Source organism: Photobacterium iliopiscarium (assembly GCF_003026395.1).
Lineage (GTDB): Bacteria > Pseudomonadota > Gammaproteobacteria > Enterobacterales > Vibrionaceae > Photobacterium > Photobacterium iliopiscarium.
In genome coordinates this window covers 1-22,332 of record NZ_PYOO01000016.1, presented here as the reverse complement: position 1 = coordinate 22,332, position 22,332 = coordinate 1, and the positions used below count along the sequence as shown (strand labels likewise).

Annotated in this window: 18 protein-coding genes and 1 rRNA gene; 12 read left to right on the top strand and 7 right to left on the bottom strand. The window is 42.2% G+C overall.

What is annotated here, in order from left to right; genetic code table 11:
* The first annotated feature begins 377 nt into the window (after nt 1–377).
* Genes dnaA through gyrB form a run of 4 tightly spaced genes read left to right on the top strand, consistent with a single transcriptional unit; the run spans nt 378 to nt 6,398 of the window.
* On the top strand, nt 378–1,775 hold the full coding sequence (dnaA, locus tag C9J51_RS16940) for a chromosomal replication initiator protein DnaA (protein ID WP_045037228.1): 1,398 nt from the start codon (nt 378–380) through the stop codon (nt 1,773–1,775).
* A gap of 1 nt (nt 1,776) precedes the next feature.
* The gene (gene dnaN / locus C9J51_RS16935) at nt 1,777–2,877 is read left to right on the top strand and encodes a DNA polymerase III subunit beta (protein ID WP_045037229.1); all 1,101 of its coding nucleotides are present in this window, start codon (nt 1,777–1,779) and stop codon (nt 2,875–2,877) included.
* Between the two features lie 2 nt (nt 2,878–2,879).
* Entirely contained in the window at nt 2,880–3,962 is a 1,083-nt protein-coding gene (gene recF / locus C9J51_RS16930; RefSeq protein ID WP_045037230.1) for a DNA replication/repair protein RecF, read from the top strand.
* 15 nt (nt 3,963–3,977) lie between these two features.
* Nucleotides 3,978–6,398: a DNA topoisomerase (ATP-hydrolyzing) subunit B gene (gyrB, locus tag C9J51_RS16925; RefSeq protein WP_045037231.1), complete on the top strand. Its 2,421-nt coding sequence runs from the start codon at nt 3,978–3,980 to the stop codon at nt 6,396–6,398.
* 115 nt (nt 6,399–6,513) lie between these two features.
* On the opposite strand, the gene C9J51_RS16920 is transcribed toward gyrB, so the two are convergent.
* The 3 genes from C9J51_RS16920 to glyQ all read right to left on the bottom strand — a co-directional run bounded on the left by C9J51_RS16920 (nt 6,514) and on the right by glyQ (nt 10,991).
* Entirely contained in the window at nt 6,514–7,764 is a 1,251-nt protein-coding gene (locus C9J51_RS16920; protein ID WP_045040463.1) for a valine--pyruvate transaminase, read from the bottom strand.
* 236 nt (nt 7,765–8,000) lie between these two features.
* Nucleotides 8,001–10,070 (bottom strand): glycine--tRNA ligase subunit beta, encoded by a 2,070-nt coding sequence (gene glyS, locus C9J51_RS16915; RefSeq protein ID WP_045040462.1) that lies wholly within the window; start codon nt 10,068–10,070, stop codon nt 8,001–8,003.
* A 9-nt stretch (nt 10,071–10,079) separates the two neighbouring features.
* Nucleotides 10,080–10,991 (bottom strand): glycine--tRNA ligase subunit alpha, encoded by a 912-nt coding sequence (glyQ, locus tag C9J51_RS16910; protein ID WP_045037233.1) that lies wholly within the window; start codon nt 10,989–10,991, stop codon nt 10,080–10,082.
* A gap of 293 nt (nt 10,992–11,284) precedes the next feature.
* Here glyQ and C9J51_RS16905 point away from each other — a divergent pair, with 293 nt between their 5' ends.
* Both C9J51_RS16905 and C9J51_RS16900 read left to right on the top strand, forming a co-directional pair.
* Nucleotides 11,285–11,974 (top strand): OmpA family protein, encoded by a 690-nt coding sequence (locus C9J51_RS16905; RefSeq protein WP_045037234.1) that lies wholly within the window; start codon nt 11,285–11,287, stop codon nt 11,972–11,974.
* Between the two features lie 268 nt (nt 11,975–12,242).
* On the top strand, nt 12,243–12,488 hold the full coding sequence (locus C9J51_RS16900) for a hypothetical protein (RefSeq protein ID WP_045037235.1): 246 nt from the start codon (nt 12,243–12,245) through the stop codon (nt 12,486–12,488).
* A gap of 44 nt (nt 12,489–12,532) precedes the next feature.
* Here the strand turns inward: C9J51_RS16900 and tusA are convergent, their stop codons facing one another.
* Complete coding sequence (gene tusA, locus C9J51_RS16895; protein WP_045037236.1) at nt 12,533–12,784, bottom strand: sulfurtransferase TusA; 252 nt, start codon at nt 12,782–12,784, stop codon at nt 12,533–12,535.
* Between the two features lie 138 nt (nt 12,785–12,922).
* On the opposite strand from tusA, the gene C9J51_RS16890 reads away from it, so the two are divergent.
* Together C9J51_RS16890 and C9J51_RS16885 are read left to right on the top strand one after the other, a co-directional pair.
* Nucleotides 12,923–13,105 (top strand): hypothetical protein, encoded by a 183-nt coding sequence (locus C9J51_RS16890; RefSeq protein ID WP_045037237.1) that lies wholly within the window; start codon nt 12,923–12,925, stop codon nt 13,103–13,105.
* Nucleotides 13,106–13,229: 124 nt separating this feature from the next.
* Nucleotides 13,230–14,171, top strand: a complete 942-nt coding sequence (locus tag C9J51_RS16885) for a LysR family transcriptional regulator (protein WP_045040461.1) — start codon at nt 13,230–13,232, stop codon at nt 14,169–14,171.
* 95 nt (nt 14,172–14,266) lie between these two features.
* Here the strand turns inward: C9J51_RS16885 and acuI are convergent, their stop codons facing one another.
* The 3 genes from acuI to fadB form a co-directional block, all read right to left on the bottom strand.
* Complete coding sequence (gene acuI / locus C9J51_RS16880; protein ID WP_045037239.1) at nt 14,267–15,247, bottom strand: acrylyl-CoA reductase (NADPH); 981 nt, start codon at nt 15,245–15,247, stop codon at nt 14,267–14,269.
* A 163-nt stretch (nt 15,248–15,410) separates the two neighbouring features.
* Nucleotides 15,411–16,577, bottom strand: coding sequence for an acetyl-CoA C-acyltransferase FadA (gene fadA, locus C9J51_RS16875; protein ID WP_045040460.1), 1,167 nt, complete (start codon nt 16,575–16,577; stop codon nt 15,411–15,413).
* 2 nt (nt 16,578–16,579) lie between these two features.
* Nucleotides 16,580–18,754, bottom strand: coding sequence for a fatty acid oxidation complex subunit alpha FadB (gene fadB / locus C9J51_RS16870; RefSeq protein ID WP_107275252.1), 2,175 nt, complete (start codon nt 18,752–18,754; stop codon nt 16,580–16,582).
* 264 nt (nt 18,755–19,018) lie between these two features.
* On the opposite strand from fadB, the gene C9J51_RS16865 reads away from it, so the two are divergent.
* From C9J51_RS16865 to C9J51_RS16850, 4 genes are all read left to right on the top strand, one after another.
* Nucleotides 19,019–19,645: a YigZ family protein gene (locus C9J51_RS16865; RefSeq protein ID WP_045037242.1), complete on the top strand. Its 627-nt coding sequence runs from the start codon at nt 19,019–19,021 to the stop codon at nt 19,643–19,645.
* Between the two features lie 48 nt (nt 19,646–19,693).
* Nucleotides 19,694–21,151 (top strand): TrkH family potassium uptake protein, encoded by a 1,458-nt coding sequence (locus tag C9J51_RS16860; RefSeq protein ID WP_045040458.1) that lies wholly within the window; start codon nt 19,694–19,696, stop codon nt 21,149–21,151.
* A 10-nt stretch (nt 21,152–21,161) separates the two neighbouring features.
* Nucleotides 21,162–21,686 (top strand): menaquinone-dependent protoporphyrinogen IX dehydrogenase, encoded by a 525-nt coding sequence (hemG, locus tag C9J51_RS16855; protein WP_045037244.1) that lies wholly within the window; start codon nt 21,162–21,164, stop codon nt 21,684–21,686.
* Nucleotides 21,687–22,217: 531 nt separating this feature from the next.
* A 16S ribosomal RNA gene (locus C9J51_RS16850) occupies nt 22,218–22,332 on the top strand; the annotation flags it as partial.

The window sequence follows — 22,332 nt, the reverse complement described above, 5'->3', positions numbered from 1 at the left end:
ATTTGTTTGGCTAGCGACATATTACGACTTAATATCATGCTTTTTAAGGCATACAAAAGTACGCTGATTGTCATAAAAGGTTACCCACAGCGTGAGGTTTTCCCTGTGGATGATAATGGTTGACGATATTATGGTCATTATTGAGTAAAAACAGCATTAAACGGGGAATGAACGACTTATCTTTGTGGCAGCTGTGTTAATATAGCTGTGGGTAAAGGTGGGTTAAATTGTGCTGATCTTGCATTTTATTGTGAGATCTATGTGCATAAGTTCGATCTTATTCACTGGATCTGGGATCTCTTTACTAGCGATCCTTGTTCAGCGAGTATAAAATTATCTTCCTTTTTTGTATTTGTTTATTCAGTGTGGAGTCTACTTTGTCATCTTCGCTATGGTTGCAGTGCCTTCAACGCCTTCAGGAAGAACTCCCTGCGACAGAATTCAGTGTGTGGCTGCGTCCGCTTCAGGCTGAGTTAAATGATCATACCTTGACATTATTTGCCCCTAATCGGTTTGTACTTGATTGGGTGCGTGATAAATATCTTAATAATATTAATCGTCTGCTTAATGAATTTTGTGGTGCTGATGTTCCGAGTCTGCATTTTGAAGTAGGTAGTAAACCTGTTGTTGCAGCGCCTCAACCGGTTGCACCTCCTGTGTTTACATTACCGCAATCAAGACCGCGCACCGAACCTGAGCCAATGCGTTATGAACCCGCACCGTCTCCGGTACAAACTGAATCACCGGGTGGTTATCGTTCAAATGTGAACCCTAAACATAATTTCAATAATTTTGTGGAAGGTAAGTCAAACCAATTAGGTCTTGCTGCTTGTCGTCAGGTATCTGATAACCCTGGGGCGGCCTATAATCCATTATTTTTATATGGTGGTACGGGTTTAGGTAAAACACACTTATTGCACGCGGTCGGTAATGCGATTGCGAATCGTAAACCTAACGCCAAAGTGGTTTACATGCATTCAGAGCGTTTTGTACAAGATATGGTGAAGGCGCTACAAAATAATGCCATTGAAGAATTTAAGCGTTATTACCGCAGTGTTGACGCACTATTGATTGATGACATTCAATTCTTTGCCAATAAAGAACGTTCTCAAGAAGAATTTTTTCATACCTTCAATGCACTACTAGAAGGTAATCAACAAATTATTTTGACCTCAGATCGTTACCCTCGTGAAATTAATGGGGTTGAAGATCGTTTAAAATCACGCTTTGGGTGGGGACTAACTGTCGCCATTGAACCACCAGAGCTGGAAACCCGCGTCGCTATTTTAATGAAGAAAGCTGAAGATCATAATATTCGTCTGGCAGATGAAGTGGCGTTCTTTATTGCGAAGCGGTTACGTTCCAATGTCCGTGAACTAGAAGGTGCATTGAATCGTGTGATTGCCAATGCTAACTTTACTGGTCGCGCGATCACGATTGATTTTGTACGTGAAGCGTTACGTGATTTATTAGCACTACAAGAAAAGTTGGTGACGATTGATAATATTCAGAAAACGGTTGCTGAATATTATAAAATAAAGATGGCTGATATGTTGTCTAAGCGTCGCTCGCGTAGTGTTGCTCGTCCGCGTCAAATGGCAATGGCATTGGCTAAAGAATTGACAAACCACAGTCTTCCTGAGATTGGCGATGCCTTTGGTGGTCGCGATCATACTACCGTGCTCCATGCTTGTCGTAAGATTGAGCAGTTACGTGAAGAAAGCCACGATATTAAAGAAGATTATTCAAACCTAATTAGAACGTTGTCGTCTTAATATGAAATTTACTGTTGAACGTGAACATTTATTAAAACCTTTGCAGCAGGTGACTGGTGCATTAGGTGGTCGTCCATCATTACCTATTTTAGGCAATATTTTGCTGCAAGTTGAGAATGGGTGCTTGTCGATGACAGGTACCGATCTTGAAGTGGAGCTCATTGCTAAAATTGCACTAGAAGGCGATTTCGAAGCGGGTGCTGTTACGGTACCGTCACGTAAATTTTTAGATATTTGTCGTGGTTTGCCTGATAGTGCAACCATTGCGGTTATCTATGAAGGTGATCGAGTGTTAATTCGCTCTGGTCGTAGTCGCTATACACTAACGACATTGCCTGCGGCTGATTTTCCTAATATTGAAGATTGGCAAAGCGAAGTTGAATTTACTATTGAACAAGGCCGCATGCGTCAGTTGATTGATAGCACTCAGTTTTCAATGGCAAACCAAGATGTGCGTTATTACCTCAATGGAATGTTGTTTGAAACCGATAGCCAACATTTACGTTCAGTAGCAACCGATGGCCACCGTATGGCGGTGTGTGCGATTGATACCGGTCATGATTTACCGACGAAACAAATTATAGTACCGCGTAAAGGGGTATTAGAATTAGTACGGTTGTTTGATAACCCTGAGGCGTTGGTTAATATTCAGATTGGTCATTCAAATTTGCGAGCTACCGTTGGTAACTTTGTGTTTACCTCTAAACTGGTTGATGGCCGCTTCCCTGACTACCGTCGTGTAATGCCACAAAATAGCACTAAGTTTGTTGAAGCAAACTGTGATGAGATGCGTAAAGCATTTGCGCGAGCAGCTATTCTATCTAATGAGAAATTCCGTGGTGTTAGAGTCGGTTTATCTAATGGTGAAATGCGCATTACGGCCAATAACCCTGAACAAGAAGAAGCGGAAGAGTTTCTTGATGTTGATTATGAGGGTGATAGCTTAGAAATTGGTTTTAATGTTAGCTATGTGCTTGATGTATTGAACACGTTGAAGTGTGATCAAGTACGGTTGTCGTTATCGGATGCCAATGCACCGTCATTAATTGAAGATGCAACCAATGATGAAGCCATGTATGTAGTAATGCCAATTAGATTGTAATTATGGCACTTACTCGGTTATTGGTGCAGGATTTTCGCAATATTGCTCAGTGTGATATTACGCTAGCCAGTGGGTTTAATTTTTTAGTTGGCGCTAATGGCAGCGGTAAAACCAGTGTCCTTGAAGCAATTCATTATTTAGGGCATGGGCGTTCGTTTCGTAGCCATTTAACCAGTCGCGTTATTCGTCATGAGCAACAACAATTGTTTATTCATGGTCGAGTTACTGATAACAATAACCTTACTTTACCGTTGGGGATCAGTAAGCAACGTGATGGCACCACTGAAGTTAAAATAGGTGGTGAAGGTGGCCAAAAGTTAGCGCAGTTAGCCCAGATTTTACCGTTACAGTTAATTACCCCGGAAGGGTTTGATTTATTGATCGGCGGACCTAAATTTCGACGGTCTTTTATTGACTGGGGTGTGTTTCATGTTGAACCAAAGTTCTATAATGCATGGAGCCGCTTAAAACGACTGACTAAACAGCGCAATGCATTATTAAAGCAGGCACGTAGCTATCGTGAGCTCAGTTACTGGGATCAAGAGCTGGCGTTACTTGCAGAACAAATAAGTGTGTGGCGTCAAGAATACATTACAGCTGTTAAGATTAAAGCGGCTGAAATATGTCAGGTGTTCCTACCTGAATTTGAAATCCAGCTCGGTTTTTACCGTGGCTGGGAAAAAGAAACACCGTATGCTGAGCTGCTGCAACGTAATTTTGAGCGTGACTGTCAGCTTGGCTATACCGTAAGTGGGCCCCATAAGGCTGATTTACGGATTAAAGTTGCTGGAATACCGGTTGAGGACGTATTGTCCCGCGGTCAGCTAAAGTTAATGGTGTGTGCGTTGCGTTTAGCGCAAGGTTTACATCTGACAGAGGCCACCGGCAAACAGTGTATTTACCTAATTGATGATTTTGCTTCCGAATTGGATAGCCATAGGCGAGCGTTGCTTGCGCAACGACTAAAGGAAACTAACGCCCAAGTGTTCATTAGTGCTATTAGTCGCGAGCAAGTGATTGATATGCTTGATGAAAACGGTAAGTTGTTCATGGTTGAACACGGCAAGATAACACAGGATAATTAAAGCGAGAGTAACTCAATGTCCAACAATTACGATTCATCAAGCATTAAGGTGCTTAAAGGCCTCGATGCGGTACGTAAGCGCCCAGGAATGTACATCGGTGATACTGATGATGGTACTGGCTTGCACCACATGGTTTTTGAGGTTGTCGATAACTCTATCGATGAGGCTCTTGCTGGTCACTGTGAAGATATCATTGTTACGATTCACGAAGATGGTTCGGTTTCTGTAAGCGATGACGGTCGTGGTATTCCGACTGAACTTCACGAAGAAGAAGGTGTGTCTGCGGCGGAAGTTATCATGACCGTCCTTCACGCTGGTGGTAAATTCGATGATAATTCTTACAAAGTGTCTGGCGGCCTCCATGGCGTAGGTGTTTCTGTTGTAAACGCCTTGTCTGAAAAAGTTGAGCTAACCATTAATCGTAATGGTCATATTTATCAGCAAACGTATTGTAATGGTGTGCCTCAAGCCCCATTAGCAGAAGTTGGTGATAGTGATAAAACCGGTACCCGTTTACGTTTTTGGCCAAGTGAAGAAACCTTTACTACTAATCTTGAATTTCATTACGAAATATTAGCGAAACGTCTACGTGAATTGTCATTCTTGAATTCTGGCATCTCAATTCGATTGATCGATGAGCGCGAAGAAGGCAAGCAAGACCACTTTACTTATGAAGGTGGTATTCGTGCATTCGTTGAGCACTTAAACCGTAATAAAACCCCGATTCACCAGAAAGTTTTTCACTTTGATAGTGAGCGTGAAGATGGTATTACTGTTGAAGTGGCGATGCAGTGGAATGATGGCTTCCAAGAAGGTGTTTACTGTTTCACTAACAACATTCCACAACGAGATGGCGGCACGCACTTAGCGGGTTTCCGTGGTGCATTAACGCGTACTTTAAATACCTTTATGGATAAAGAAGGTTATTCAAAGAAAGCGAAAGCAGCGACCTCTGGTGATGATGCGCGTGAAGGTTTGGTTGCGGTTGTTTCAGTTAAAGTACCTGATCCTAAGTTCTCTAGCCAAACTAAAGATAAACTGGTTTCAAGCGAAGTGAAAACCGCGGTTGAATCAGCAATGAACGAGAAGTTTGCTGAGTTCTTATTAGAAAGCCCAGCAGATGCTAAAATCATTTGTGGTAAAATTATTGATGCCTCTCGTGCGCGTGAAGCGGCGCGTAAAGCCCGTGAAATGACACGTCGTAAAGGTGCATTAGATTTAGCGGGTCTTCCAGGTAAACTTGCCGATTGTCAGGAAAAAGATCCTGCACTGTCTGAACTTTACATTGTGGAAGGGGACTCTGCGGGCGGTTCAGCCAAGCAGGGACGTAACCGTAAAAATCAGGCAATCCTACCGCTTAAAGGTAAGATCCTAAACGTTGAAAAAGCACGTTTCGACAAGATGCTATCTTCACAAGAAGTAGCAACGCTTATTACAGCAATGGGCTGTGGTATTGGTCGTGACGAATACAACCCGGATAAGCTTCGTTACCATAACATCATCATCATGACCGATGCCGATGTCGATGGTTCGCACATTCGTACGTTATTGTTGACCTTCTTCTACCGTCAAATGCCTGAGCTTATTGAGCGTGGTCATATTTATATTGCTCAACCACCACTTTACAAAGTGAAGAAAGGTAAGCAAGAGCAATACATTAAAGATGATGAAGAGATGAACCAATACCAAACAGCGCTAGCATTAGATAATGCATCACTGTTTGCAAATGATGGTGCACCTGCAATGACAGGTACTGCACTTGAAGGTTTGGTAACTCAGTACAATGGCGCAATGAAACTGATTGAGCGTATGAGCCGTCGTTACCCTGTGTTATTACTCAATGAGTTAGTTTATCAACCGCGTTTAAGCACCGCAATGCTAGCAGAAAGTGCACAAGTTGAAGCATGGCTAACACAGATCATTGCAGCGCTAAATGCCAAGCAAACAGGTGAAAGCCAGTTTACGTTTGAAATTTTACGCGATGAAGAGAATAACGTCTTCTTGCCTAAGGTTGTGGTTCGTACACACGGTGTTGACCATGAATATCCATTAAGCTTTGATTTACTTAATTCAAAAGAATACGGTAAGTTGGCTGATTTGTCTGAAGCATTAGACGGTCTATTGGATGAAACTGCTTTTGTTCAGCGTGGTGAGCGTAAGCAACCTATCGATAGTTTCAAAGAAGCATTAGAGTGGCTTAACAAAGAATCACGTCGTGGTCTTTCTTTACAACGTTATAAAGGTCTGGGCGAAATGAACCCTAACCAGTTGTGGGAAACAACGATGGATCCTGAAGTTCGTCGTATGTTACAAGTTACTATTCATGATGCTGTTGCAGCCGATGAGTTGTTTACTTGTTTGATGGGTGATCAAGTTGAACCGCGTCGTAACTTCATTGAAGAAAACGCATTAAAAGTAGCTAACCTTGACGTGTAGTTTGTCATTAGATTAATACTTATAAAAACGCCGCTATTATTAGCGGCGTTTTTTTATGTGATGATTTTAGTCTGTAGTCTGTAGTCTGTAGATTAGAGGGGAGGGCAGAATTGGGCTAACCCATGGCATAAGCTCGAGTGATTTCTTCTGCAATAATTTTAATGCCTCGCTCCATTTGTTCGTCACTTTGAACGTAGTTCATGCGTATACATTGCTGACTGTGTTGCCATGGTTGTTGTAAACCAATAAAGAAATATTCACCAGGAACGATTAATACGCCACGCGTTTTTAAACGTTGGTAAAGCTCTTTAGTCGTGATCGGTAATTCATCACACCATAGCCATAAAAATATAGCGCCTTCTGGTTTATGAATTCTAAACCGTGGATCGGTAATATAATGCTGTAATCGGCTCACGGCATATTGTGCTTTACGTTGATAAAACGGTTGAATAACGTCATGACTTAATCGCAATAAATCATTACGCTCGATAAGCTTATCGGCAATCGCAGGCCCTAAGCTACCCGGTGCAAGGTTGATAATACCGTTGATATTGGTTAACGCAGTAATAATGTCTTCATTAGCAATTACAATCCCGCAGCGAATGCCCGGCAAGCCAAGTTTGGATAAGCTCATACATAAAATAGTATTACTGTTCCAAAACGGGGTCACATCAGCAAAGATAATATCAGGAAAAGGCATGCCATAAGCATTGTCGATAATCAGTGGAATATTGTGGGATTGGGCGAGTGTGTCGAGCTGTTTAACCTCGTCATCAGTCAGTACGTTCCCAGTTGGGTTGGTGGGGCGAGAAGCACAAATTGCACCAATGCTGTCATCAATAACCAATTGACTAAAATCAATATGGTATTTAAATAAACCATTATTCAATAAGCTGATCGTCGGTTGGTAAGAGACAAACATATTCGGTTCTAGACCCACATCAGCATAGCCAATGTATTCTGGTGACAGCGGTAATAGAATTTTCTTACTCGCACCACTATGGCATTTACCCGCTAATAAATTAAATAAATTAAAAAAGGCACTTTGACTGCCGTTGGTGAGGGTGATGTTTTTACTGTTGATGTCCCAACCATAATGTTGCTTAAGTAAGGTCGCAAGGGCACTAATAAATCGGTCTTTTCCTTGGGGGCCATCATAGTTGGTGATCGACGCAGTTAATTCGCCAGAGGCCGCCATTTCAACCAGCAACTGATTAAAATAATCAACCATCGCAGGTATTTGAGCGGGATTACCCCCCCCGAGCATGATCGCGTCAGGGTTGGTTAAGCCATCATTTAAATCGTGCATTAATTGAGTAATGCCTGAATCACCAGCGAACTTATCGCCAAAGCCAGAAAATTCCATGGTGCTATCGACCTCTATATTAGTGCAGGATTACGTGCTTGCGATGCCCGTTATATGATGGGCGATAGATCAAAATACCTGATTGTAACCAGAAGCGAAACCCTTAGTTACCCTAAATGGTAGTGGTCGGCTGTGTCGAATGTTTCACGTGGAACAATATTAAATTACCAATATTTAAGTTATAAAAAAACCACGCCGCAGCGTGGTTAGTCATTCTTATTTATTAGCGATAATCGTTACTTTTGCAGTAATGAAATATCGGCTACTTGTAAGAACTGGTTACGTAGTAGGTTAAGCAGTGCTAGACGGTTAACTTTAAGTTGTTCGTCATCAGCCATTACCATTACGTTATCAAAGAACGCATCTACAGGTTCACGTAGTGATGCTAGCTCTGTTAATGCTTGCTGGTAATCACCGGCAGCGAATACTGGCGCTAGGGTTGCGACTACTGTCTCAACTTTCGCTGCTAGTTCTTTCTCTGCGGCTTCTACTAATAAGCTGTTATCAACAGTTGTTGGTAGTTCACCATCAAATTTAGCAAGAATATTACCCACACGCTTGTTCGCAGCGGCTAGTGATTCTGCTGCATCTAACTCACGGAAATGACTTACCGCTTTAACACGCTTGTCAAAATCAGACGGTTGAGTAGGGTGCATTGCTAGTACTGCTTGAATAACATCAATGCTGAAACCTGCGTCTTGATACCATGCGCGGAAACGACCAAGCATGAATTCAATCACATCTGAATCAACCGTAGCGTTAGTTAGCTTATCACCAAATAGTGAATGCGCTTTAGCAACTAAATCGACAAGGTCTAGATCATAACCATTTTCAACAATGATACGTAGCACACCTAGAGAGGCACGACGTAATGCAAACGGATCGCTACCTTTTGGTGCTTGGCCAATACCAAAGATACCAACGATAGTATCAAGTTTGTCAGCCATTGCGACCGCTGATGATACACCAGTGCTTGGCAATTGGTCGCCAGCAAAACGCGGCATGTACTGTTCGTTTAGTGCTAGTGCAACATCTTCTGCTTCGCCATCGTGACGCGCATAGTGCATACCCATAACACCCTGGGTTTCAGTAAACTCAAATACCATTGAGGTCATTAAGTCACATTTTGCCAGTAAGCCAGCACGCTTAGCGTTAGTGACATCTGCGCCGATCTTCTCTGCAATGTAGCCCGCAAGCTCAGTGATACGATCGGTTTTATCTTTAATGGTACCTAGTTGCTGTTGGAAGATAGCGGTCTCAAGTTGAGGCAGACGATCAACTAACTTGCTCTTAAGGTCAGTATTAAAGAAGAACTCAGCATCAGCCAAACGTGGACGAACCACTTTCTCGTTACCTGAGATAACTTGGCTTGGATCCTTTGAGATGATGTTAGATACGAAGATGAACTTAGGGATTAGTTTGCCTTCAGTATCGTAAACAGGGAAGTACTTTTGGTCACCTTTCATGGTGTAAACCAACGCTTCTGAAGGCACCTTAAGGAACTCTTCTTCAAATGAAGCGGTCAGCACGACTGGCCATTCAACAAGAGAGGTAACTTCTTCAACTAGCTCATCATCAAGATCTGCAATACCGCCAACGGCATCAGCTGCTTTTTTAGCATCGGCTAGAATGATCGCTTTACGTGCATCGTAGTCTGCCATTACCTTGCCGCGTTCTTCTAAGATCGCAGGGTATTGGTCAGCGTTATCGATAGTAAATTCAGCTTCACCCATAAAGCGGTGACCACGAATAGTACGCGCAGAAGCAACACCTAAAATAGTGCCTTCGATAAGCTCTTCACCCAATAGCATCGTTAGTGTTTTTACTGGACGAATAAACTGAGTGTCTTTATTTCCCCAACGCATTGGGCGTGGAATAGGAAGTTTAGCCAGTGCCGCTGCGGCAAGTTCAGGCAATAATGTTTGGGCTGGTTGGCCTTTTACTTCTTGCTTGAACAGTAGCCATTCGCCTTTATCGGTAATCATGCGTTCAGCTTGATCAACCGTAATGCCGTTACCACGCGCCCAACCTTGAGCGGCTTTAGTCGCATTACCTTCTGCATCAAATGCTGCCGCAATCGCTGGGCCGCGCTTTTCTACAATTCTGTCAGGTTGATTTTCAGCAAGCGCTGTTACTTTAAGTGCTAGGCGACGCGGTGCTGCATACCACTTAATACCTTGGTGAGGTAAGTTAGCGGCTTTTAGTTCCGCTTCAAAGTTGGCTGCAAAGGCTTCAGCTAGAGTGCGAAGTGCCTTGGGTGGCAACTCTTCAGTACCTAGCTCAATTAAGAAATTCTTATCTGTCATGGCTATCCCTTACTTATCTTTTTTACACATTGGGAAGCCAAGTGCTTCACGTGATGCATAGTAAGCTTCAGCGACTTGTTTAGTTACATTGCGAATACGTAGAATGTAACGTTGACGCTCAGTCACTGAGATTGCTTTACGAGCATCAAGTAGGTTGAAGGCATGTGCTGCTTTCAAAATACGCTCGTAAGCAGGTAGTGGCAGTGGCTGCTCAAGGGCTAATAGCTTCAGTGATTCTTTCTCGCACTGGTCAAAGAAAGTAAATAGGAAATCAACATCCGCGTATTCAAAGTTGTAAGTTGATTGCTCAACTTCGTTTTGATGGAAGATATCACCGTAGGTTACTTTACCTAATGGGCCATCTGTCCAAACTAAGTCATAGACTGAATCAACGTTTTGAATGTACATCGCTAGACGTTCGATACCGTAAGTGATTTCACCTGTAACAGGCTTACACTCAAGGCCGCCAACTTGTTGGAAGTAAGTAAACTGTGTTACTTCCATACCGTTAAGCCAAACTTCCCAGCCAAGACCCCAAGCACCCAAGGTTGGGTTTTCCCAGTTGTCTTCTACAAAACGGATGTCATGTACTTTAGTGTCTACACCTAGCACTTCTAATGAGCCTAAGTACAGTTCTTGAATGTTATCTGGAGACGGCTTAAGCATTACTTGGAATTGATAGTAATGCTGAAGACGGTTAGGATTTTCACCGTAACGACCGTCGGTTGGACGACGAGATGGTTGTACATACGCTGCTGCAATTGGTTCTGGACCTAGAGCTCGTAGACACGTCATTGGGTGAGAGGTACCTGCGCCCACTTCCATGTCAAGAGGTTGCACAATAGTACAGCCTTGTTGGCCCCAGTAATCCTGCAGCGCGAGGATCATGCCCTGAAAGGTTTTAATATCGTATTTCTGCATTGTCAGCTTCGCGAGATTAGTGGATGAAATAATGAATTATCAAGTATACATTGCCAACCCAGAGGCGAGTAGGGGCAGTGGGTGTTTTTTATCCATCTATAGCTTGTTTTGAGATAATTCCCATTACTGACCCTTGTTAGAGCTGGGTTTTCATGAATATTTGACATTATTTTGATGGCGTAAATGTATCGGTTGATTACAATAGCGCTAATAAATAACTCGTTGGTATTATCGTCAACGCGGTTTTATTCGGTATGCGATACGCGTATCAATAACATGGGTCTTTAAATTAAATGGCAAAAAATCAAGTGATGGCATCAAAAACTTGGGTGCGTGCGGCTGTAATTTCTGTTGTTGCAGCAGTTACTCTTGCAGGTTGTTCAACTGTTAACCCTTATACAGGTGAGAGCCAAACTGCAAAAGGTACTGGTGGTTCTATCATTGGTGCGTTAGCCGGTGCTGCAATTGGTATTGCTTCTTCAAGCAAACACGATCGCGGTAAAGGTGCACTTATTGGTGCTGCATCTGGTGCTGCACTTGGTGGTGGTATTGGTTATTACATGGATGTACAAGAAGCGAAACTGCGTCAGCAATTAGCCTCTTCTGGTATTACAGTTACTCGTAATGGCAATAACATCATTTTGAATATGCCAAATGAAATTACGTTTGGTGTTGACCAATCTTCACTAAATAGCCGTGCGATGGAAGCGTTACATAATGTAGCGATAGTTGCTAAGGAATACCCTAAAACACAATTGAATGTATTAGGCTTTACTGATAGTTCAGGTGCGGCAGCTTATAACCAACGTCTATCACAAGTACGTGCTGGTGAAGTAGGTAACTACCTTATCCGTCAAGGTGTAAATGCTAATCGAGTTGTTTCTCAAGGCCGTGGCGAGAACAGTCCTATTGCAACAAACAGTACGACACAAGGTCGTGCACAAAACCGTCGTGTAGAGATTATTCTGTCTCCACTAGGTTAATATTCTCTTATTGAGAGTAATAGTGTTGCGTAACGGTATTAAAAACCATGGGCTAAGGCGCATGGTTTTTTTTGTTTTAAAAATGGTGGTTTGGGTTTCATGTGAAACTTTATTAACACTCATTAGGATAATTAAAGCGTTATAAAAGGTTGATTAATTTAAGTGTGTAACTGTGATTGCTGCAAAAGATAATCATTATTTACCATGCTAGAGTTTAAAGAGATTTAATGATAAATACTGAATACGGTTAGTTTGTGTAGGGGGATTTATGACGCGATTTTTAGCGATCTCACCGCAAAGTCAATGTTGGCTGTTTCATATTGCATTTGTATTGAATGTGGTGGGAATGATGTTAACTGACATGTGGTTACCGATGGTGGTTGGAACGATTATTACAACCTACTTATCTGTTGATGCATGGGTTCGGTTACGTTATGTATTACCACTTAAAAAAGAGTTACGTCAGGTACAACATGAATTGGATAATTTACGCCAGCAACAGCGTGATCAGTAACAACTAAAAAGGCAGCGTGATTAACGTTGCCTTTTTTATTTGATTTAGTTGTTAGCGCCTTTTTTGATTAGAAAACGGTAAGGTAGCGTTTCTATTTCTGCGGCGATAAGGGTGTGATCCATGAAGCGACAAAAACTTGGAATGTCGCGAGTAGTTGATGGGTCATCAGCAACAACTAATAAGGTTTCATCAGTTGCCATTTTTCTGACTGTCTTGCGTACCATCATTACGGGTTCAGGACAACGTAAGCCTAGTGCATCAAGGCTATGGGTCGGATTTTCAAAATTAGCAGTCATAATTCACACGTATTATTGTAGACATTGTGATCATACTGAGGGATGTGAATTAATCAATAAGGCTTTGCAAATCTAGATAAAATGTGTAACGTTATTAACATCACATTAACTTTTCTTCTGATGGATTAGGGGGATATTATGTTAACTTCAATTGATCGCGTTATGATTTACGCGGTACTGTGTATTATTTCATTTAGTACCATCATGCTCATTCATCACCATGAGACAGGTCTGTTTGCGGTGGGTGGTTTACTTGCTGCAATTATTGGATTGTGGGTTGAATTTTCCCACAAAAATGAATTAGAACAGCAAAAAAAATAATGTGAGTATTGATCGATGATGCAACGTCTTGAGTATTCCCGTCTTAAAAGGCGGGATTTTTTTTATCTATCCCGCCATACTGTTGCCATATCTGATTAATTTATAGCGTTAGAGAAGTAAAGCAATGGAGCTCGAAGATGTTTACCGTCGTGACTTAAATTTACTGGTTGCGTTAAAGGTGTTGTTGGATGAAGGCAGTGTAAGTCGTGCAGCAATAAGGCTTAACTTGAGCCAATCAGCCATGAGCCGAGTGTTAGGACGATTACGTGATTTGGTTGGTGATCCGTTGTTTACCCGTCAAGGGCAGTCATTGTTACCCACTCAACGAGCATTAGAATTAAATGAACAACTCAATGAGCCGTTAGAATCACTTCGACTATTATTAACGCCGAGTGATTTTGAGCCTGCGATTTGTGAGCAAACATTTAAGATCGCCACCACTGATTATGCAATGCAGACTATTTTGCCTTTTGCATTACCGCGTATTTATCAAGAAGCGCCTCATATAGCATTAGAATTTAGTCCATTGCGGCATGATAACGTGTTATCCCAGTTAACTACGGGGGGCTGTGACATGGCAATTTGTCGGCCAAGTTTTGATATAGAGCCGTTATGTCATCAGTTATTAGGCTTGGTGAGTGTATTTTGTCTTGTTAGCCCTGATCATCCACTCGCGAATAAGCCGCTCACATTACAGGATTATCTGACCTATCCTCATGCAATGATTGCAATAAGTGATGGTGTTAAGGCGTTAATTGATGAACAGTTACGTGGGTATTCTCCACCTAAAATGGTGTTACGGGCTTATCATTTAGAAGCGGCTTTAGCGATCATCGAACAAATGCCATTGATTATTACTGTACCCGCGGACTTAGCCTATTTAGTCGCAGAGCGTTACCAATTAATTGTGAAGCCATTACCGTTTGAGTTTAAGCCATTTGATTATTCATTATTATGGCATGCACGTTGTGAACATTCGGCATCACAAATATGGCTGCGAACTATTATTAAACAAGAATGTGGGCGGCTGATAGATTCACGTATTCATGATATCGGGTTGTTGTAGTGGCATGTTTTGAAAAATAAAAAAGGCCAGCACATAACTGACCTTATTCATTAATGACCATCATTCTGCGGCATTAATACCGCATTATTTAGCCGTTACAGTTTAATGACGACACGGCCGGTGATTTGACCATTAGTGATCGCTTCTGCACATTCAGCCACTTGTTCAAGCGTGACTTCACGACAAGCTTGTTCAAAGTAGCTTGTTGGTAAGAGTTCAGTCAGACGTTGCCATGCTTGTTGGCGTTTTTCAAATGGGCACATCACGGAATCAACCCCCTGCAAACGTACATTACGCAGAATGAAAGGCATTACTGTCGTTGGTAAATCAAAGCCGCCAGCCAGACCACAAATCGCAACGGCACCGTTGTAGTTAATTTGGCTCAATACTTTAGCCAGTACTTTGCTACCAACAGTATCAATAGCGCCAGCCCATAATTGTTTATCAAGTGCGCGAGCGGGTTCTTCAAATACACTACGTTCAATAATGGTCGTTGCGCCAAGTTGCTTGAGTAATGGCCCATTGGTTTCAGCGCGACCTGTTACTGCGGCAACTTTGTAGCCGAGTTGCGCCAGTAAAGTGACGGCAACTGAACCTACACCACCGCTAGCGCCTGTTACTAAAATCTCGCCATCTTCAGGTTTGACATTAGCATCAACAATCGCTTGTACACACAGCATCGCAGTTAAGCCCGCAGTACCGACCATCATCGCTTGTTTGCCATCAAGATTGGCAGGTAATGGTACTAACCAATCTGCATTTAGGCGGGCTTTTTCAGCCATGCCACCCCAGTGACCTTCACCAACGCCCCAGCCAGTCAATACCACTTTATCACCAACGTGGTAACGATCATCACTTGATTCAGCCACTGTGCCCGCTAAATCGACACCAGGAACCATAGGAAATTGACGTACGATACGACCTTTACCGGTAATTGCTAAGCCATCTTTATAGTTTAATGACGAGTAATCAACATCAATTAATACATCGCCTTCAGGTAATTCAGATGTTGCCACTTGGCGAATAGTTGCTAGTGTTTTTTTATCTTCTTGTTCTAGTACTAGTGCTTTAAACATTGCAATACTCCGGTAAATTCATGGTTAGCAATCAATATAGGATTGAGTGTAGACGGCTTATCTTGATGAATAAAATGAAACTTACTCATTGTATCTATGTGTAAGTTGCATGTTATGTCTTTCATGATAGGACCAACAGCGACACGCTATATATTGAGTGTAATTATTCTATTCGTTCAAAGATAGTGGCAATGCCTTGCCCTAAACCAATACACATTGTTGCTAAACCAAAGCGGGCTTGTTTTTGCTCCATAAGATTGATGAGAGTAGTGGAGATACGGGCACCAGAACACCCTAATGGATGACCAAGGGCAATCGCACCGCCGTTAAGGTTAATTTTTTCATCAAGATGATCCATTAACCCGAGTGCTTTAATGCAGGGTAATGTTTGTGCCGCAAAGGCTTCATTGAGCTCAATGATATCAATATCATCTAAACTTAACCCTGCGCGTTGTAATGCTTTTTGAGTGGCAGGAACAGGGCCAAATCCCATGAGTGATGGTTCGCATCCGGCAATCGCCATGGCTTTTATTCGCGCGCGAATGGGTAAGCCTAATGCGCGTGCTTGGCGTTCATCCATGAGTAACATTGCCGCCGCGCCATCTGATAACGCTGATGATGTTCCCGCTGTTACCGTGCCATGGGTGGGATCAAAAATCGGGCGTAATTGGCTTAGTGTCGCCACGGTTGTTTCGGGGCGAATGACTTCATCGGTAGTATATTTAATTAAAATCCCTTCGTTATCATGACCTTCGGTAGCAAAAATCTCACGGGTAAATCGACCTTCAATCGTAGCGGCATGAGCGCGCTGGTGTGAACGTGCGCCAAATTGATCTTGCAGCTCACGACTAATATCATATTTTCGCGCTAACATTTCTGCGGTTAATCCCATCATTCCCGCGGCTTTAGCGACAGTTTTCGATAGGCCTGGGTGGAAATCAACCCCGTGAGTCATCGGTATATGACCCATATGTTCTACGCCACCAATTAAACAGCTTTGTGCATCACCCACCATAATAGCGCGAGTGGCATCATGCAGCGCTTGCATGGATGAACCACATAAACGGTTAACGGTTGTTGCGCCGACAGTGGTTGGGATCCCTGCTAATAGTGCTGCATTACGACCAATATTAAATCCTTGTTCTAAGGTTTGTTGCACACATCCCCAATAAATATCTTCTATATTATTCGCATCTAATTGAGGGTTACGGGTTAATAATCCTGTCATTAAATGTGCCGATAAATCTTCAGCACGTACATGGCGGAATGCACCGCCTTTTGAGCGTCCCATCGGGGTACGAATACAGTCAACAATCACCACATTATTCATAATCAACTCCTTAATGATGCCGCAGCAACGGTGGGGTAATAACACTCATCAGCCGCCGCTTTAGCGCGCAGACCTTCAGGTACTTGATATAAAGGGCCGAGTGATTGATGGCTATCGGCTAATGCGACGTAATTGGCTAAACCTAGGTTATCTAAATAACGGAATACCCCGCCCTTAAAAGGAGGAAAACCTAAGCCATAGACCAATGCCATATCCGCTTCAGCTGGCGTCGCAATAATGTTTTCTTCTAAGCAGCGTACGACTTCATTAATCATTGGAATCATCATGCGATCGATAATGGTGGTGCTTGAAAATGAGGTCGACGTTGCTGCAATGGACGCAAGTAAACGGGCAGTGTGTGGATCAATTGTTTTTTTAGGTTTACCTTTTTTATCCAGATGATAATTAAAAAATCCCGCACCTGTCTTCTGCCCAAAGCGTTGTTGCTCATATAACACATCAATAGCATCGGCATCGTGTTTAGCCATTCGTTGTGGGAATCCCTCTGCCATCACTTTTTGAGCATGATGGGCGGTATCAATACCCACTACATCGAGCAGATAAGCCGGTCCCATTGGCCACCCGAAATCTTGCTCCATAACATTATCAATCTGACGATAATCACCACCATCACGCAGCAGTAAACTAAATGCCGCTAGATAAGGAAATAAAACTCGATTAACAAAAAATCCCGGACAATCATTAACGACAATGGGGGTTTTGCGCATTTTAGCCGCATAAGCCACCACTTGATCGATGGTTTCATTTGAGGTGTGTTGGCCGCGAATGATCTCAACCAATGGCATTTTATGAACCGGATTAAAAAAGTGCATGCCGCAAAAGTTTTGAGGGCGTTGTAATGATGCTGCGAGTAAATTAATTGGGATTGTTGAGGTGTTTGAAGTGATGACCGTGGTATCGGCAACCTGTTGTTCAACGTCTGCGAGTACTGCGGTTTTTATTGTGGGGTTCTCAATTACCGCTTCTATAACAATATCAACGTGATTGGAATCAGAATAAGTCAGGGTTGGGGTGATGGTGGCTAATGTTGCCGCCATTTGTAAGCCGTCAATCCGCCCTCGAGTGAGCTTTTTATTGAGCAACTTAGCGGCTTGTTGCATGCCAAGAGTTAAGGCCTCGCTGGTGATATCTTTCATGACAATGGGGACATGGTTTGTTACTGATTGATAAGCAATGCCACCACCCATAATTCCTGCGCCCAGTACCATCGCTTGTTGTATCGGTTGGGCTGTTTTAATGGCTTGTTTAGCTTTGCTTTTTAAATATTGATCATTTAGGAAAATACCCACTAAAGCTTGAGCAACATCGGTTTTAGCAAGGGTGACAAAGTGAGTGTTTTCGATAGCCAAAGCTTGTTTTCGTTCGCAGGTTGCAGCGGTTTCGATTGCGGTCACTGCCGCCATTGGTGCAGGGTAATGTTTACCTGCGATATTAGCGACCATCGCTTTAGCCGTGGTAAAACTCATTAATGCTTCAGTAGCTGTTAGCTTTAATGGCATTTTTTTTTGAGATCGGCGTTGCTGCCAATCTAAATCACCCGCAATAGCTTGTTTAATAATACGTAATGCTGCTGTTGGTAAGAGATCTGTGGCAACCACCGCATCAATTAATCCTAGTTTTAAGGCTGAATCGGCTTTGTTATTCTTACCTGAGGTAATTATTTCCATTGCACTATCAGCGCCAATTAACCGTGGCAGGCGAACCGTCCCTCCAAATCCTGGCATGATCCCGAGTTTTGTTTCTGGTAATCCAATATGCGCTTGATGATCTGCAATTCTAAAATCAGTCGCGAGTACGCATTCGCAACCACCACCTAGGGCGTAACCATTAATGGCCGAGATGGTTGGAGCGGGTAAATCTTCTAACTTATTAAAAATAGTATTGGCATGATGAAGCCACTTTGACAGTTGATCTGCTGGCAGGGCAAATAATCCTAGAAATTCAGTAATATCGGCACCAACGATAAATGCCGCTTTGGTTGAACGTAGGATTAAGCCTTTAAGGTTGGGTTGTTGGTAGAGTGCATCAAGCGCTCGATTAAAACTTTCAAGAGTGGCGAGATCAAATTTATTGATGGGAGCTGGTGCATCAAAAATGAGTTCAGCGATCCCTTCTTCAAGGTAGTGTACAGAGAGTGTTTCACCGTGGTAAATCATGTTCTATCTCCATATATTCCATGCTATGACGGATCTGGTGCGATTTAACTGGTTTGACCTGTAGTGGTTAATATTTAGTCTGAACTGCAATGACCACAAATTCAATAATTAATTTAAACATTTATTTAACATTGTCGGTTGGTACATTATCTTAAAGGTGATTATTCATAGAATGAGTGTCATTGTAAGCAATAATGAGCATTGCTTGGGTCATGATAGGAATATGTTATCCTGCCGTTGTTTTTTGATGATGGGATATATTTTATGTCAACTTTTGAGCCTTACTTGATCCCACTGCAATCAGTGACTTTTGAAGAAGAAATCAAGAAAAGCCATTTTATAACGTATTTGGCCCATACGGCGTCGATTGAAGCGGCTAAGCAGTTTATTAACGAAGTAAAGTTAGCCCATCCAAGTGCCAATCATCATTGTTGGGGCTTTGTTGCGGGTAGACCGACAGATTCAATGTTGTGGGGCTTTAGTGATGACGGCGAACCATCAGGTACAGCAGGGAAACCGATATTAGCCCAATTAACCGGATTCGGTGTCGGTGAACTAACCGCCGTTGTTGTACGTTATTTTGGCGGGATCCATTTAGGCACTGGTGGGTTAGTTAAGGCTTATGGTGGTGGCGTACAACAAGCATTAACGTTACTGACCACACAACAAAAGATCATCATCAGTGAGTTGTTTTTATGTTGTGATTATAATCAGATTTCATTAGTTGAATCATTATTAAGCGAATATAGCGGCACGCAATTGAAGGCTGATTATGCACAACAAGTCAGTATGCATTTAGCGCTTGATAGTCGCATTGTGGCTGAGTTTAGTACCAAGTTGGTTAATCGTAGTGGTGGGCGGATCGTCGCGACATCAACATTAGAGGGTTAACCCTTATTTATTCTATTATGTACTTTCAGATGAGGGCCGATTAAGGCCATGCAGTTTCGTTCAATTATACGTATCGTCGGGCTGTTGCTCGCTTTATTTAGTGTCACGATGCTCATTCCCGCTTTAGTGGCTTTGATTTACCGTGATGGTGCTGGATTTCCTTTTGTTGTCACCTTCTTTTTATTACTAGCGGGTGGATCAGCGTTATGGTTTCCTAATCGCTATCATCGGCGTGAATTAAAAGCCCGTGATGGTTTTCTCATTGTGGTGTTGTTTTGGGCGGTTATTGGCAGCGCAGGTGCGGTGCCTTTTCTGTTGTCTAAAAATCCAGATTTGTCGGTTGCTGACTCCTTTTTTGAATCATTTTCTGCACTGACAACAACGGGTGCAACAGTCATTGTTGGTCTTGACCACTTACCTAAAGCGATTTTATTTTATCGTCAGTTATTACAGTGGTTTGGTGGTATGGGAATTATCGTGTTAGCCGTTGCTATATTACCCGTGCTAGGTATCGGTGGCATGCAGCTTTATCGCGCTGAAACGCCGGGGCCAGTAAAAGACAGCAAAATGACACCGCGTATTGCCGAAACAGCTAAGACGTTGTGGTATATATATTTAGCATTAACAATTGCTTGTGCATTAGCGTTTTGGCTTGCTGGAATGAGTGGTTTTGATGCGATATCACATAGTTTTTCAACGATCGCAATCGGTGGTTTTTCAACCCATGATGCCAGTATCGGTTATTTTAATAGTCCTACTATTAATATGATCACCGTGGTTTTCCTTTTAATTTCAGCCTGTAATTTTTCACTTCATTTTGCCGCATTTGGTAATGGCAATATAAACCTCAAAACGTATTGGCGAGATCCTGAATTTAGAGCATTCTTTGTGGTGCAACTTATTCTATTTGTGATTTGTTTTGGATTGCTATTAAAGCATCATTCTTATGACCACTCTTTTGATGCTTTTGATCAAGCGCTATTTCAAACGGTCTCTATTTCTACCACTGCGGGTTTTACCACCACAGGATTTTCTGACTGGCCGTTATTTCTACCTGTGTTATTGCTGTTTTCCTCCTTTATAGGAGGTTGTGCTGGCTCGACTGGGGGCGGCATGAAAGTGATTCGAATGTTGTTACTTTCATTGCAAGGGGTGCGAGAATTAAAACGCTTAGTGCATCCTCGAGCGGTGTATACCATTAAACTTGGCGATAAAGCGTTACCTCAACGAGTTGTTGATGCCGTGTGGGGGTTTTTCTCGGCTTATGCATTGGTGTTTGTGGTGTGTATGCTGGCACTTATTGCGACAGGTATTGATGAATTAACTGCATTTTCGGCTGTGGCGGCAACGCTTAATAATTTAGGCCCAGGTTTAGGCGAAGTTGCGGTTCATTTTGGTCAAATAAATGATTCAGCGAAATGGATCCTCATTATTGCTATGCTATTTGGCCGTTTAGAAGTATTTACATTATTAGTTTTATTTACGCCGACCTTTTGGCGTAACTAAAGGAGCTATCATGGAAAAGGTATTATTACTGCATTCTAGTTGTGAAGGACAAACGATTAAAATCCTTAACCATATAGAGCAGAATTTAGGTGAGCAGTATCAATGTGATTATGTTGATATTCATTTAGAGCCAAAAATTGATTTTAGTGCTTATGACCGAGTACTTGTTGGTGCTTCTGTACGTTATGGCCATTTAAATAAAAAGCTATATCAATTTATAGCGCGAAATCTTACAAGTCTTGAACAAGCAAAGGTCGCTTTCTTTTGTGTCAATTTAACTGCGCGTAAAGAAGGTAAAGATACACCAGCAACCAGTGCTTATATAAAGAAGTTTTTATTGAAGTCACCATGGCATCCTAAAATGATGGCCGTCTTCGCTGGAGCATTACGTTATCCACGCTATAACTTTTTTGATCGCACTATGATTAAGCTGATTATGAAGTTAACAGATGGCGAAACAGATACGACTAAAGAAGTTGAATATACCGATTGGCACAAAGTGTCACATTTTAGCCAACAATTTAAGGCGCTGTAATTGTATTATCGATCGCTTTGGTTGCTTTTTGATCTAACAACCCCTTTTTATTGATAAAATGCATAAAGTAGTTGCGATGGCAGCAGTTGTCTCTATACTGCTGCTCTATCGAAACGCGAGCAGCTTTATAAAAGAAGATGTTATGCAATAATCGATTGGATGATACGCCTGATAAAAGAAAAGAAATGAAAAAGTGGTTGACACTTTATGTTATTTCGCTAGAATGGCCGTCCACTTCAACGAAACGATTAAACAGTCAAATGTTTGATAATTCGAAGAAGATTGTTCTTTAACAATTTGACCATGCAATCTGTGTGGGCACTCACTGAATAGTTAAGTCGAAAGATTTATCAATAAACTGAGTGACCAATACAAATAACCTAATCTATTTATAGAGACGATTATTTGGCACAGTTATTTAATTATCATTCTTTGAATGATAAAAAGCTTTAAAATTACATTCTTTATTTATAAAGGATTGGTATTAAAGTCAGTATTTATTGAGCCGTCTCGAAAGAGACAACAAAACTTTAATTGAAGAGTTTGATCATGGCTCAGATTGAACGCTGGCGGCAGGCCTAACACATGCAAGTCGAGCGGTAACAGATTGATAGCTTGCTATCAATGCTGACGAGCGGCGGACGGG

Coding starts and splice junctions, on each gene's coding strand:
- dnaN (WP_045037229.1), top strand. CDS start 1,777: ATGAAATTTACTGTTGAACGTGAACATTTATTAAAACCTTTGCAGCAG.
- recF (WP_045037230.1), top strand. CDS start 2,880: ATGGCACTTACTCGGTTATTGGTGCAGGATTTTCGCAATATTGCTCAG.
- gyrB (WP_045037231.1), top strand. CDS start 3,978: ATGTCCAACAATTACGATTCATCAAGCATTAAGGTGCTTAAAGGCCTC.
- C9J51_RS16920 (WP_045040463.1), bottom strand. CDS start 7,764: ATGGAATTTTCTGGCTTTGGCGATAAGTTCGCTGGTGATTCAGGCATT.
- glyS (WP_045040462.1), bottom strand. CDS start 10,070: ATGACAGATAAGAATTTCTTAATTGAGCTAGGTACTGAAGAGTTGCCA.
- glyQ (WP_045037233.1), bottom strand. CDS start 10,991: ATGCAGAAATACGATATTAAAACCTTTCAGGGCATGATCCTCGCGCTG.
- C9J51_RS16905 (WP_045037234.1), top strand. CDS start 11,285: ATGGCAAAAAATCAAGTGATGGCATCAAAAACTTGGGTGCGTGCGGCT.
- C9J51_RS16900 (WP_045037235.1), top strand. CDS start 12,243: ATGACGCGATTTTTAGCGATCTCACCGCAAAGTCAATGTTGGCTGTTT.
- tusA (WP_045037236.1), bottom strand. CDS start 12,784: ATGACTGCTAATTTTGAAAATCCGACCCATAGCCTTGATGCACTAGGC.
- C9J51_RS16890 (WP_045037237.1), top strand. CDS start 12,923: ATGTTAACTTCAATTGATCGCGTTATGATTTACGCGGTACTGTGTATT.
- C9J51_RS16885 (WP_045040461.1), top strand. CDS start 13,230: ATGGAGCTCGAAGATGTTTACCGTCGTGACTTAAATTTACTGGTTGCG.
- acuI (WP_045037239.1), bottom strand. CDS start 15,247: ATGTTTAAAGCACTAGTACTAGAACAAGAAGATAAAAAAACACTAGCA.
- fadA (WP_045040460.1), bottom strand. CDS start 16,577: ATGAATAATGTGGTGATTGTTGACTGTATTCGTACCCCGATGGGACGC.
- fadB (WP_107275252.1), bottom strand. CDS start 18,754: ATGATTTACCACGGTGAAACACTCTCTGTACACTACCTTGAAGAAGGG.
- C9J51_RS16865 (WP_045037242.1), top strand. CDS start 19,019: ATGTCAACTTTTGAGCCTTACTTGATCCCACTGCAATCAGTGACTTTT.
- C9J51_RS16860 (WP_045040458.1), top strand. CDS start 19,694: ATGCAGTTTCGTTCAATTATACGTATCGTCGGGCTGTTGCTCGCTTTA.
- hemG (WP_045037244.1), top strand. CDS start 21,162: ATGGAAAAGGTATTATTACTGCATTCTAGTTGTGAAGGACAAACGATT.